Annotated in this window: 11 protein-coding genes; 6 read left to right on the top strand and 5 right to left on the bottom strand. The window is 72.2% G+C overall.

What is annotated here, in order from left to right; all coding sequences use genetic code 11:
- Positions 1-286 precede the first annotated feature (286 nt).
- Positions 287-1,321 (bottom strand): selenide, water dikinase SelD, encoded by a 1,035-nt coding sequence (gene selD / locus ABD743_RS29775; RefSeq protein WP_344725677.1) that lies wholly within the window; start codon positions 1,319-1,321, stop codon positions 287-289.
- 131 nt (positions 1,322-1,452) lie between these two features.
- Here selD and ABD743_RS29770 point away from each other — a divergent pair, with 131 nt between their 5' ends.
- The 5 genes from ABD743_RS29770 to ABD743_RS29750 all read left to right on the top strand — a co-directional run bounded on the left by ABD743_RS29770 (position 1,453) and on the right by ABD743_RS29750 (position 6,605).
- Positions 1,453-2,277: a coiled-coil domain-containing protein gene (locus tag ABD743_RS29770; protein ID WP_344725676.1), complete on the top strand. Its 825-nt coding sequence runs from the start codon at positions 1,453-1,455 to the stop codon at positions 2,275-2,277.
- Positions 2,278-2,371: 94 nt separating this feature from the next.
- Complete coding sequence (gene selA / locus ABD743_RS29765; RefSeq protein WP_344725675.1) at positions 2,372-3,715, top strand: L-seryl-tRNA(Sec) selenium transferase; 1,344 nt, start codon at positions 2,372-2,374, stop codon at positions 3,713-3,715.
- Positions 3,705-5,552 (top strand): selenocysteine-specific translation elongation factor, encoded by a 1,848-nt coding sequence (gene selB, locus ABD743_RS29760; RefSeq protein WP_344725674.1) that lies wholly within the window; start codon positions 3,705-3,707, stop codon positions 5,550-5,552. The genes selA and selB overlap by 11 nt, the downstream gene beginning before the upstream one ends.
- A gap of 59 nt (positions 5,553-5,611) precedes the next feature.
- Positions 5,612-6,025, top strand: a complete 414-nt coding sequence (locus ABD743_RS29755; RefSeq protein ID WP_344725673.1) for an anti-sigma factor antagonist — start codon at positions 5,612-5,614, stop codon at positions 6,023-6,025.
- Positions 6,026-6,311: 286 nt separating this feature from the next.
- Positions 6,312-6,605 carry a WhiB family transcriptional regulator gene (locus tag ABD743_RS29750; protein ID WP_277398639.1) on the top strand — a complete coding sequence of 98 codons (294 nt, stop codon included), beginning with the start codon at positions 6,312-6,314 and terminating at the stop codon, positions 6,603-6,605.
- Positions 6,606-6,658: 53 nt separating this feature from the next.
- Here ABD743_RS29750 and ABD743_RS29745 read toward each other — a convergent pair whose 3' ends face one another.
- The 4 genes from ABD743_RS29745 to ABD743_RS29730 form a co-directional block, all read right to left on the bottom strand.
- Positions 6,659-7,105, bottom strand: coding sequence for a hypothetical protein (locus tag ABD743_RS29745; RefSeq protein WP_344725672.1), 447 nt, complete (start codon positions 7,103-7,105; stop codon positions 6,659-6,661).
- 298 nt (positions 7,106-7,403) lie between these two features.
- Entirely contained in the window at positions 7,404-9,617 is a 2,214-nt protein-coding gene (locus tag ABD743_RS29740; RefSeq protein WP_344725671.1) for a SpoIIE family protein phosphatase, read from the bottom strand.
- 61 nt (positions 9,618-9,678) lie between these two features.
- Positions 9,679-11,082, bottom strand: coding sequence for an Nramp family divalent metal transporter (locus tag ABD743_RS29735; RefSeq protein ID WP_344725670.1), 1,404 nt, complete (start codon positions 11,080-11,082; stop codon positions 9,679-9,681).
- Between the two features lie 102 nt (positions 11,083-11,184).
- The gene (locus tag ABD743_RS29730) at positions 11,185-11,718 is read right to left on the bottom strand and encodes a GNAT family N-acetyltransferase (protein WP_344725669.1); all 534 of its coding nucleotides are present in this window, start codon (positions 11,716-11,718) and stop codon (positions 11,185-11,187) included.
- 40 nt (positions 11,719-11,758) lie between these two features.
- On the opposite strand from ABD743_RS29730, the gene ABD743_RS29725 reads away from it, so the two are divergent.
- Complete coding sequence (locus ABD743_RS29725) at positions 11,759-12,322, top strand: helix-turn-helix domain-containing protein (RefSeq protein ID WP_344725668.1); 564 nt, start codon at positions 11,759-11,761, stop codon at positions 12,320-12,322.
- Positions 12,323-12,370 lie beyond the last annotated feature (48 nt).

The following is a 12,370-nucleotide window of genomic DNA, read 5'->3' as shown; positions in this document are numbered from 1 at the left end:
GGGCCGGCCCGGCCTTCCGCACGAGCGGCACTCTCGTCCACTAGATCGGGACCAGCGCGCCGCTCGTCCGACGCGCGCGCCGGCCCACCGGCGGGGCAGCGCCCAACCGCCGCAACGAACGGCACTCTCATCCATTAGGTCCGGATCAGCGCGCCGCTCGTCCGACAACGCCCCGCCGGCGCGGCACAGCGCCCTCCGCGCCGATCCCGCTCCACCCACTAGGGACGAGCGGCGCTCTCGTCCGATAGGTCCGGACCGGCGGGCCGCTCGTTCACCTCACGGGGGCTCAGCGCAGGGTTATGCGGCCCGTGCCCGTGCGGGCGCGGCCGATCACCGTTGCGGGGGCGCCCAGCTGCGCCACCGCCTCGGCGGCACGGTCGGGCGCGGCGCCGAACAGGAGGCCGCCGGAGGTCTGGGCGTCGGCGAGCAGCAGGACCTCGAGCTCCGCGAACCCGGCGGAGTCCACCGACGGGGCCACCCAGTCGCGGTTGCGGCGGGTGCCGCCGGGGATCGTTCCGGCCTCGGCCAGTGCGCGCGTGCCGGGCAGGAACGGCACGGCGGCCACGTCCAGCTCCACGTCGACGCCGGAGGCCGCCGTCATCTTCGACAGGTGCCCCAGCAGCCCGAACCCGGTGACGTCGGTGCAGCCTGTGGCGCCGGCGGCGACGGCCGCCACGGCCGCTGCGGAGTTGCTCGCCGTCATCGAGGCGACCGCGGCCTCCTGCACCTCGGGCGACGCGGTGCCCGCCTTGATCGCGGTGGTGGCGATACCGACCCCGAGGGCCTTGGTGAGCACCAGCACGTCCCCGTCCCGAAGCCCGGCGTTGGTCAGGATCCGGTCCGGGTGCACCTCCCCGACGACGGCGAGGCCGTACTTGGGCTCCGGGTCGTCCACGCTGTGGCCGCCGACGACGGCGAAGCCGCTCTCCGCGCCGATCTCGGCCCCGCCCGCCAGCACCTCGGCGAGCATCGACGTCGGCAGCTCCGACGAGGGCCAGGCCACGAGGTTCAGCGCGAACAGCGGGCGTCCGCCCATCGCGTAGACGTCGGACACCGCGTTCTGTGCGGCGATCCGGCCCCAGGTCCGGGGGTCGTCGACGAGCGGGGTGAAGAAGTCGGTGGTCGCGACCAGTGCACGGTCGGCGTCGAGCCGCCACACCGCGGCGTCGTCGCCTGTCTCGGTGCCGACCAGCAGGTCGGGGTGGGACTGCGGGGTCAGGGTGCGTAGCACGGTGGCAAGCTCGCCCGGAGCGAGCTTGCATGCGCAGCCCGCGCCGTGGCTGAACTGCGTAAGGCGGCGGGAGAGGGTGGATTCCGACACGACTCGAGCCTAAGAGTTCCCGGCGGTGATGGCAGTCAGGACGAACCCGACCAAACCGGCTACCGCACGAAATCACCCGCCTGTCGATCTCCGGTTCAGTTTCGCTCGTTCGGGGGAACAAACTACGCGCCGTGACGATCAGCGCCCAGAACCCTGCTCACGGAGTCCCGAACGTGCAGAGCGCGGGGACCGGCGGCCCGTCATCAGGGGGAGCGTCCTTCGACGTGGTCCGGCGCGGGTACGACCGCGACCAGGTCGACTCTCAGATGCGGGAGCTGCGGGACCGGCTGGCCAGCGCGGAAGCGGCCCGCCAGGGCGCAGAGCAGCACGCCCGGGCCACCGAGAAGGAGATGCGCGCCCGCGCCGCGGCCCAGGCGGACGCGCCGATGTCGCAGGACAGCTTCGGGTTCCGCGCCGAGAAGATCCTCCGGCTGGCCGAGCGCGAGGCGGCCGACGTCCGCAACCGCGCGGCCAACGAGGCCACAGCACTCCTCGAACAGGCCCGCGCCGACGCGGAGCGGCACCGCCACGAGGTGGAGCAGGCGCTGATCGCCCGGTCGGCCGAGCTGGACCAGGAAGCCACCCAGCGCAATGTGGCGCTGCAGGAACGCGAGCAGCAGGCCGCCGCCACCCTCGCCGCGGCCCGCGACGATGCCGCCCGCATCACCGACGACGCTCGGCACGCCGCCGACGCCCTCGTCAGCGAGGCTCAGGCCCGTGCCGAGGAGGTGCGCCACCGCAGCGAGCAGGACCTCAAGCGCCGTCGCGAGGCCGCCGAGCAGGAGCTGCGTCGCGTCGAGGGGCTGCACGAGAGCGTGCGCAACGAGATGGGCAGGCTCCACAAGCTGCTCGGTGCCGAGCTGACCACAGGTCCGGAGACCGGGCCGTTCGGCGGCGACGGCGCCGACTCCCCGGCAGCCCGGCCTGTTCAGCGCGAGCGCTCGACCGTCGGCTGAACCGGCCGCCGATCGGCGGCGGCGTAGCTCCCCGCGCCGCCGCCGGGGGTCCACTGCGGAACGTGGACGTGTTGCCTGGTCGTAGGGTGGTCCCGTGACCACGGTGGATCCGCGGCGACAGGTGCCGCGAACCGACGCGGTCCTGGCCGAGCCACGGATCGCTGCCGCGGCCGAGCGGCTCGGCCGAGCGCTCGTCAAGTCGGCGGTCACGGCCGCGCAGGATCGCGCCCGGCGAGGTGAGCTGCCGGTCGAGCAGGAAGCTGTCGTGAGCGCCGTGCTCGACTCGTTGCCGACCACCGCCACGGGCCTGCGACCGGTGTTGAACGCCACCGGGGTGCTGCTGCACACCAACCTCGGACGGGCCCCGCTCTCCGCAGCCGCCCGGGCCGCGCTGGACCTGGCCGCCGGCACCTGCGACGTCGAGCTCGACCTCGCCACCGGCGGGCGGGGTCCCCGCGGCGCCGCCGCCATCGACGCCCTCCTCGCAGCTGTGCCGGGTGCCGCGGCCGCCCACCTGGTCAACAACGGTGCCGCTGCGCTCGCACTGGTGGCCGTCACGCTCGCCACCGGCGGTCCCGACGGGCGCCGCGAGATCGTCATCGCCCGCGGCGAGCTCGTCGAGATCGGCGACGGGTTCCGCATCCCCGAGTTGCTCACGGCCACCGGGGCACGCCTACGCGAGGTCGGCACCACCAACCGCGTGAGCCGCGCCGACTACGCCGCCGCGGTCGGTCCCGAGACAGCACTGATCCTCAAGGTGCATCCGTCGAACTTCGTCATCAGCGGCTTCACCCGATCCGTCGAGATCGAGGAGCTCACCGACCTGGGTGTGCCGGTCGTCGCGGACATCGGCTCCGGTTTGCTGGCGCCGCACCCGCTGCTCCCCGACGAGCCCGACGCCGCGAGCACGCTCGCACGCGGCGCCACCCTCGTCACGGCATCGGGTGACAAACTGCTCGGTGGTCCGCAGGCCGGGCTGCTGCTCGGGGCGCCCGGTGAGGGAGCCCAGCTCGTGCAGCGGATCCGGCGCCACCCCCTGGCCAGGGCGATGCGGGTGGACAAGCTCACCCTGGCCGCGTTCGAGGCCACCCTCCGCGGGCCGGCGTCGCCCACCAGGGCCGCGCTCGACGCCGATCCGGAAGCTCTGCGCGCTCGCGCCGCGCGGGTGGCAGGCTCGCTCGCCGAGGCCGGCGTCGACGCGGTCGCGGCGGACTCCGCGGCCACCGTCGGCGGTGGGGGTGCGCCCGGCGTCACGCTGCCGAGCGCCGCCGTCGCGCTGCCCGAGCGGTACGCCGACGCACTGCGCGCTGGTGAGCCGGCCGTACTCGGACGCGTCGAGCACGGGCGCTGCCTGCTCGATCTGCGCGCCCTGCCTCCTGATGCCGACGCCGCTCTCACCGCTGCGGTGCTCGCGGTGGGAGCAGGACGTGAGCGGTAACGAGGGACGGTCCGCCCGTGCCGTGGTGGCCACCGCGGGCCACGTGGACCACGGCAAGTCCACGCTGGTCCGCGCGCTCACCGGGATGGAGCCCGACCGGTGGGCCGAGGAGCGCCGCCGGGGCATGACGATCGACCTGGGTTTCGCGTGGACCACGCTCGAGTCGGGCACCACCGTGGCGTTCGTCGATGTTCCCGGCCACGAGCGGTTCGTCACCGCGATGCTGGCCGGGGTCGGGCCCGTGCCCGCCGTGGTGCTGGTCGTGGCCGCCGACGAAGGGTGGATGCCGCAGTCCGCCGAGCACGTCGACGCGCTCTGCGCACTCGGTGTGCGCCACGGGCTCCTGGTGATCACCCGAAGCGACCTCATGGAGCCGGAACTGGCCCGCGACGAGGCGCTCGAGCACCTGGCCGGTACACCGCTCGCCGGCCTGCGGACCGTCTGCGTGTCGGCGGCGACCGGCGCCGGGCTCGACGAACTGCGCGACGCGCTGGACGACCTGATCGCCGATCTGCCCGAGCCGGACACCACGGCGGACGTGCGCCTCTGGGTGGACCGCGCCTTCACCATCCGCGGGGCCGGCACGGTGGTCACCGGCACGCTCGGCGCAGGCCGTATCCGTGTGCACGACGAGCTGGAGCTGCTCACGGCCGAGGGCGCTCGCACCGTGAGCGTTCGCGGTCTGCAGAGCCTCGGCGCCGACACCACCGAGACCGTCGGCGTGTCGCGGGTGGCGGTGAACCTGCGCGGGGTTCCCCGCGAGGCCGTGACCCGCGGCGACGTGCTGCTCACCGCGGGGGCCTGGCTCGCCACCGACCTGCTCGACGCCCGTCTGCACGGGATTCGCGACGGCGTCCCCGTCGACGTCGGCGACCTGCCGGCCGAGCTCAGCCTGCACATCGGCGCCGCAGCCGTCACGGCCCGGATACGGCCACTCGGCACGGACACCGTGCGGCTGCGACTGCGCCATCCGCTCCCGCTGCGCGTCGGAGATCGGGCGGTGCTGCGCGATCCCGGCCGCCGCGTGGTCACCGCCGGGCTGACGGTGCTCGACGTCCGTCCGCCGGAGCTGCGCCGCCGCGGAGCCGCCACCCGACGCGCGGCCGAGCTCGCGACGATGACCGGCGTCGCGTCCGCGGCCGCGGAGCTGACCCGCCGCCGTGTCGTGCGCCGCAGCGAGCTGCTCGCCATGGGCGTCGCCCACCCCGACCTGGACGTCGTGGCGCGCGGGGCGCCGGGGGCGGCCGGGTGGCTGGTGGATCCCGGGCGGGCCACCGAGATCGCGACCGAGCTGGCGGCTGCGGTGGCCGCGCACGACATCGACGACCCACTCGACCCCGGCCTGCCCACCGAGGCGGCGCGGCGGGCCGTCGGCCTGCCGGAACCGCGGCTGGTGGAGGCCGTGCTGCGCCACGCCGGGAGCGCAGGAACCGATACCGGCCTCGTGCTGCGGGACGGGCGGGTCGTGCGATCGGCGGCACGCTCGCTACCGCCCGCGGTTCGCGCCGCGATGGACACACTGCGCGCCGACCTGGAGCGCACCCCCTTCGCGGCGCCGGAGGCCGCGCGCCTTTCGGAACTCGGGCTGGGTCCGCGGCAGGTGGCCTCGCTCGTCAAGACGGGCGAGCTGATGCGGATCGCCGACGGCGTCGTGCTGCTCCCGGGCGCCGACAGGCGTGCCCTGGAGGTGCTCGCCGACCTCGGTCCCGAGTTCACGCTCAGCGCGGCACGCCAGGCCCTCGGTACCAGCCGGCGGGTCGCCGTCCCGCTTCTCGAACTCCTGGCCAGCGGCGGACACACCGTGCGGACCCCTGACGGGGGTCACCGGCTCGTCTGAGAACCAGGACGAGTGTCTGGAGTGGCAGAGCAGCCACGTGGCCCCTACCGTGAGCCTCGATGTCCGAGACCCGTGAAAACCTGCCCGCCGATCCTCCCTCCGTCAGGCTGGGAGGCGACGTCGACGACCAGATCACCCTGGACCGGCGGAGCCCTGCACCTGGGCAGGTCGTGATCGAGGTCGGAGGTGAGGTCGACATGCTCACGTCGCCTCAGCTGCGCTCTGCCGTGATCGAGCAGTTCGGCACGGAAGCGGGCGTGGAGCTCGTGGTGCTGGCCCTCGACGGTGTGTCGTTCCTCGGCACGAGCGGCTTGGCCGTCCTCATCGAGGTGCGCGAGGCGGCCCATGCCGCGGGTGTGGAGCTTCGGCTGGCGTGCACGGCGCGTCGCGTTCTCCGCCCGTTGACGATCGCCGGGCTCGTGCCGTTGTTCGACATCCACGACACGGTCGAGCAGGCCTTGGCGGCAACCTAGCCCGATTGAGTGACCCGTAACTGGCGTGAGCTGTATCACACCGGATCGGGTGAAGAGCGGCGTCGCCCGAGAGCGTGGAGGCGCCCACGCCGCGTAGGCGGCTCTCTGAGCTGCTCGAACGGCGGAGCAGACGTCCCACGGGCGGCCGCGGCGCCGAGCGTTCGGCCAGCGCGGAACGTCGGCAGATCCGTCATGTCCTATTGGGGGGTGTTTGGCCCCTCAACCAGCCGGGAACGACGTCGTGGATTCGCCGAGTGCCGTCGGGCACGAACGACAAGAGGTGACGATGAGCGACGTCAGCCGGCTTCCCGGCCCGATGGACCATGCGTGGCAGTGGCAGCGGTTGGGTTCCTGCCGGGGGATGGACAGCGCCGTGTTCTTCCACCCGGACGGTGAACGCAATCCGTCCAGGGCCCGCCGGACCGCACAGGCCAAAGCCGTCTGCCACCGATGCCCGGTGATCGAGCAATGCCGGGAGTTCGCTCTACAGACCCGCGAGCCGTTCGGGGTGTGGGGCGGCTTGGCGGAGTCGGAGCGGCGCGTGATCCTGGAGCAGCGCGGCGTGCCGCTGGCGAGCTGAGCGGCCAGAACAGCACGAGGGGTGGTCCGGGAGCGGGCCACCCCTCAGCGCTGTCAGGCCCCTTCCTCGCCGACGACCGACAGCTCGAGGCAGAGGTAGCGCAGCAGCGGAATGCCGTACACCTGCGCGATGCGCCGGGCCGCCCGGTTGACGACGGCGCGAGCCGCGTCGGCGGGCGCCGGGGCGGGTGCCAGACAGTAGACGCCCGGCTCCGGGTCGAAGCCGACGAGTTCACTGATCGCCGCCACGACGTCGTGCTCGGCCCAGGGCCCCAGCGGCTGGCGCAGCCCCAGGCGGTGCAGGTGCAGGCCGGGGACACCGAGTTGGTCCACATCGGCGCGGAGCTCGTCGTACCCGTCGTCGAAGCCCTCGCCGTACCCGTCGAGCGCCTCGACCACTGAGCCGGATACCGGCTCGTCGTCGGCGATGACCAGCACGTCGATGTGCGGGAACGCGGCGACCGCCCGTGCCAGATCCGACTCGGGCCGTAGTAGCTCCATCGCAGTGACGGCAACTGCAACGGCCCGTCGCCTCTGTAGCGAAACAGGCGATCGTTCGATGACAGATGTTGCCATCGGTGCGGAGAACGGAATCTCCGGAACCGCGACCATGTAGTACGTCCCCCTAGACGCGTGCCGACCCCTCGCCCCCCGAGGCGCCTCCCTTTCTGTTGAGGATTGAACCGGCAGGTCCCTACAGGTCGCTCGTTTCCCGGGACCTCGAACGACAAGCGGCGCGCCGCGATCCGCAAACGGCCCTACTACCAGCCGGTAACTCATTCCGGCCCTGATACGCCGTTCAGCGCTCGGCTGTCACAGTTTGATCATCGATGCGGACGGCGAGCAGCGCGACATCGTCGCGGAGGCGGTGCGGGCTACAGGCCGCCAGCACCTGTTCGACGACGGCTTCCGGTTCTGATCGGGGCGCCATTGCGGCGAGGGTGCGCTCCAGCAGCTCCGTGCGCTCGTCGGCGTCCTCCCCCGCGATGTCGGTGAGCCCGTCGGTGTAGAGCAGCAGGATCGAGCCGGGCGGACAGCGCAGCACGGCCTCCGTGCGCCCCGGCTCGGTGGCCCGGCCGAAGCTCCGCACAGCCCCGATCATCGGGGACGTGTGCTCGTCGAGCCGCCGGAGCGTGCCGTCCGGCCCGAGCAGGAGCGGCGCGGGGTGCCCGGCGTTGGCGTAGCGCAGGAGCCGATCGTCGCTGCCCTCGATCGGTTCGATCCGCGCGTACACCGCCGTGGCCATGGCCGCCATCTCCAGGCCCTGCACCAGCTGGTCGCAGCGGTCCAGCACCGACCCGGGAAGGCCCCCGTCCCAGGCGTAGGACCGGACGACGCCGCGCAGCTGCCCCATCGCCGCCGCGGCGCGCAGGTCGTGCCCCACCACGTCACCGACCGCCAGCCCCACGGATCCGTCGGGCAGTTTGAGCACGTCGTACCAGTCCCCGCCCACCTGGTTGCCGTCGACACCCACCAGGTAGCGCGCCGCCACCTGCAGTCCCTCCACCTCCAGCACGGCAGGCAGCAGGCTGCGTTGCAGGGTGACCGCCGCGGCGTGCTCCACCTCGTACAGGCGGGCGTTGTCGACGGTGAGCCCGGCGCGGCCGGCGATGTCGGTGGCCAGGTGCAGATCCCGCGAGCCGTACCGGCGTCCATAGGGATGCTGCGTGACGAGGGTGAGCGCCCCGAGCACCCGGCCACGCGCCCGTACCGGCACGACCATGACCGACCGCATCCTCAGCGTGTCGTACACGGCGGCAGCCGCAGGGTCCTCGGGGTAGCGGTCTTCGCCGTGCTCGGGCAGCTCCGGCACGAGGACGGGACGCTCCCCCACGAGCACGCTCCCGGTGTCGCTGCCGCTGCCCGGCCGGTTGCTGCGCAGCCTGCCCAGCTCCAGCATGCGCGCCTCGTCCGCGAACTCCCTGGCCGCCACGGCGATACGCAGCGGCACACCGGTGCCAGGCCGGTCCAGCAGGTCGACGGCGCACACGTCGGCGAGCTCCGGCACCAGGCTCCGCGCGAGCCGCTCGCACGCGTCGGTGACGCCGAGGGCACCGGTCATCTGCGTGGTCGCCTCGGCGAGCAGCCGCAGCTGACTACGGGCCTCCTCGGCCTCGGCGAGCGCTGCCCTGCGCTCCTGCTCGACGATCACCCGCTCGGTGACGTCGGTCTGCACTCCCACGAAGTTGATCAGGTCGCCCTGGCCGTCGAACACGGGCGAGATGGAGACCTGGTTCCAGAACGCGGTGCGGTCGCGCCGGTAGTTGAGCAACAACTCGGTGATCGGCTTGCGGCGCAGGAGCGCCTCGTGGATGCGCCGCACCGCGGCCCTGTCGGTGTTCGGTCCCTGCAGGAACCGGCAGTCCCGCCCGACGATCTCGTCGTAGGCGTAGCCGGTGAGCTTGGAGAACGACGGGTTGGCCCAGATCAGCGGGTTGCCGCCACGCCCCGGCGCGGTGATGGTGAACGACATGTCCGTGGCGATGACGGCGCGGTCCCGCAGCATCTCGAGCCGCCGCCGATCGCCGTGCTCGGTATTGGAGAGCTGGAGGAACACCACCAGCGCGCGAGCGTCCGTCCCGTTGTCGAAACCGGAGGGCACCATCTCGGCGGGCGCCTGCGAGAGGCTGAAGCCCGTGACCCAGAGCAGCTTCCCCTCGCTGGCCTCGCGCTGCGCGGAGGTGACGCTCCCTCCCCGTCTCGTCGCGTCGCGCACCGCCACCGGCTCCCCCGCCACCGATACGCCGCTCGCCACGAGCGACAGCGGCGAGCGGCTCTCGCTCATCCGCCTGCCCCCGAGGTCGGTGAGCCCCGCCGCGTCGCCCCAGCTGTCGATGTCGACGGGCAGCCGCACGCGGTTGCCTGTGAGCTCGATGGCCGCCTCGTTGGCGTAGACGACGTGCCGCCGCTCGAGGTCGATCACCAGGACTGCGGCGGGCGCCCCGTTCAATACCTGTGGAAGGTCTGCAACGGGGCGCGCCATGCCGGCACCGAGGTCTCTGCCGTCCTCCACCCAGTCCAGACTAGGGGCACCTCGGGTGCTGCGCGCCCGATGCCCGGAGCAATTCGGACACCTAGCCGATCCCGAGGCCGAACACCTGGAGCAGTGTGTAGACGCCCAGCAACCCGATGGCGACGCTGCTGACGACGAGCAGGACATTGAAGGTGGTCCCGCCACGCAGCCGCGGATCGGTCTCAGTGCTGCGCAGATACCAGACCGCCACCACCGTGGCCACGAGGAAGATGCCCGTCATCACGCCGCCGATCTGCACCATCACCACCGGCGACTGGATGGTGAGGTAGACGACCGCCCACAGGAGCGGCAGGGCGACCGTGAAGATGCGGATCCACCGCAGTCGGGCAACGGGGTCCTGCCAGTCGAGCACGCCCATCGTCGCCAGCAGGTTCACATACATCCGCGACCAGCTGGGCACCGCCGCCCACATCGTCGAGCCCAGCACCGCGATGGCACCGATCAGGAAGGCGATGCTCGCCCATTCGCCGAGCACGTCGGTGTAGATGCGCGAGAGCGTGGTGATCATCCCGTTGCCCTCGGGCACGAGACCCTGCGGGTTCAGCACCGCTGCGCCCATGATGTAGAAGGCGAGCGTGCCGAAGGTGTAGACGAGCCAGGAGATGAACGCGTCCTTGTACATCACCCGGATCCAGCCGTTGGCCCGGCGCACCCAGGCCTCGCTGCCGTCGTTCGGGCCCGCCCACCGCGCGTAGCCCTTCTCGATGCACCAGTACGTGTAGAACGTGATCTCGTCCGCACCGACGCCGGTGATTCCGAACATCGCGATCGCGGCGCCGACCGCACCCGCGGGAATGAGGAACGTCAGCCCGCTCGCCACGTCACCGGCGCCGTAGGCGAACGGCGTGAACGGCAGGCCGAGAGCGATGCCGACCGTGACGAACGTGAAGATCACCACGAGGAGCACCGCTCCCCGCTCGATGAGCCGGTACGAGTTCGTCCACAGCAGCGCGATGCTGCCCAGGGCGAGCATCGACGTCCAGATCAGGAGCGACTGGAAGGCGAGAGGGTCGGGCCCGAACGGCAGCAGGATGCTGAACGCCACGGCCGTGCCGCCGATGATGCCGCCGAGCTGCAGCAGCTTGGTGAGGGCCAGCACCATCCACAGGACGTTGACCCAGCCCATCCGGCCGATCCTCGGCGGCACCCTGTTGTAGCCGGTGAGCGCGGGCTGCCCGGTCGCGATGGTCCAGCGCGCCAGCTCGACCTGGACGGCGACCTTCACGAACGTGCTGAAGATGACCAGCCAGAGCAGTGCGAAGCCGACCTCCGCGCCCAGTGTGGTGGTGGCGATGAGCTCGCCCGACCCCACGATCGACGCACTGAGGATCAGGCCTGGGCCGAGATAGCGGAAGCTGGCCCTCCAGCCCATCGGCGGATCCTTGATCCCCTCCGGCGTCAGGGTGTACGGATCGGTGCTGGTGGTCTCGGGTGTGGCAGACATGCGGCCCCCGTCGGCGTTGACAGCGAGTACCCGATGATGGACAGATACCCCTGATCGGGTCAATGCGACGTATGCACCGTGGAGCCACATAAGCCGCAAAAGTCACACGAGCTCGGGCGGCGTCTCCGCCTCGGCGCCGATCGCTCGTTGCATGAAGGCCACGTCGTGCCACCTGCCGTGTTTCCAGCCGACGCGGCGGAAGGTCCCGATCTCCTCGAACCCCATGGCGCGGTGCAGGCCGACGCTCGCGTCGTTGGGCAGCGTCATGCCCGCCACGACGGTGCGGAACCCACGCTCGGCCAGCCGGGCGAGCAGCGCCTCGTAGAGCACACGTCCCCCGCCGGTGCGCTGCCTGCCGCGCTCGAGATAGACGCTGACCTCGCATGACCAGTCGTACGCCCGCCGCGCGCGGAACGGGCCGCCGTAGGCGTAGCCGATCACCCGGCCCTGATCCTCCAGCACGAGCCAGGCATGCGTGCGCACGGCGTCGGCGATACGCCGGGCCATGACCCCGGGCTGTGGCGGTTCGCTCTCGAACGAGATCGCCGTGTCGGTGACGTAGGGGGCGTAGATCTCCGCGCACGCCCGGGCGTCGGCATCGCAGGCGTCCCGTATCCGGGTGGACACAGCAGTCATGGCAACGATAGTAGACAAATCGGCCCCTATAGTGACAGCTGTGTCCGACCCGCTCTCCGCGTCACTCGCCGCCACGCTCTCCGCCGCCCGGCGGTCCCGTTCCCTGTCGGCCAGCGCTCTCGCGGAGCGCTCCGGTGTCTCGCGAGCGATGATCGGCAAGATCGAACGCGGCGAGGCGCAGCCCACCGCGGTCCTCCTCGGCCGTCTGTCGGCGGCGTTGGGAATGACGCTCTCCGAGTTGGTGGCCCGCGCCGAGGGCGGTGACCGGCGCCTCGCACGGGCCGCGGACCAGCCGACATGGACCGACCCGGAAACCGGCTACCGTCGCCGTGCCGTGTCACCGATCAGCGGCGGACCGCTGGAGCTCGTCGAGGTCGAGCTGCCCGCGGGCGCGGAGATCTCCTACGCGGCCGACACCTACGCCTTCAGGCACCAGCAGATCTGGGTACTGGAGGGCCGGCTGCTCTTCCGCGAAGGCGACACCGACCACGAACTCGACGCCGGCGACTGCCTTCAGCTCGGACCACCGGCCACGTGCACGTACGCGAACACGACTCGCGAGCCGGTTCGCTACCTGGTGGCGCTGACGAAACGCGCCACCTGACCCGACGACCGGAACCCCGCCGCGGCGGACGTCCCGGTCGTCGGTGGG

Origin of the sequence: Pseudonocardia yunnanensis, from assembly GCF_039534065.1 — a bacterium.
GTDB classification, from domain to species: domain Bacteria; phylum Actinomycetota; class Actinomycetes; order Mycobacteriales; family Pseudonocardiaceae; genus Pseudonocardia; species Pseudonocardia yunnanensis.
This window is presented reverse-complemented; position numbering and strand designations above follow the sequence as displayed.

Coding starts and splice junctions, on each gene's coding strand:
- ABD743_RS29755 (WP_344725673.1), top strand. CDS start 5,612: ATGTCCGAGACCCGTGAAAACCTGCCCGCCGATCCTCCCTCCGTCAGG.
- ABD743_RS29750 (WP_277398639.1), top strand. CDS start 6,312: ATGAGCGACGTCAGCCGGCTTCCCGGCCCGATGGACCATGCGTGGCAG.
- ABD743_RS29745 (WP_344725672.1), bottom strand. CDS start 7,105: ATGGAGCTACTACGGCCCGAGTCGGATCTGGCACGGGCGGTCGCCGCG.
- ABD743_RS29735 (WP_344725670.1), bottom strand. CDS start 11,082: ATGTCTGCCACACCCGAGACCACCAGCACCGATCCGTACACCCTGACG.
- ABD743_RS29730 (WP_344725669.1), bottom strand. CDS start 11,718: ATGACTGCTGTGTCCACCCGGATACGGGACGCCTGCGATGCCGACGCC.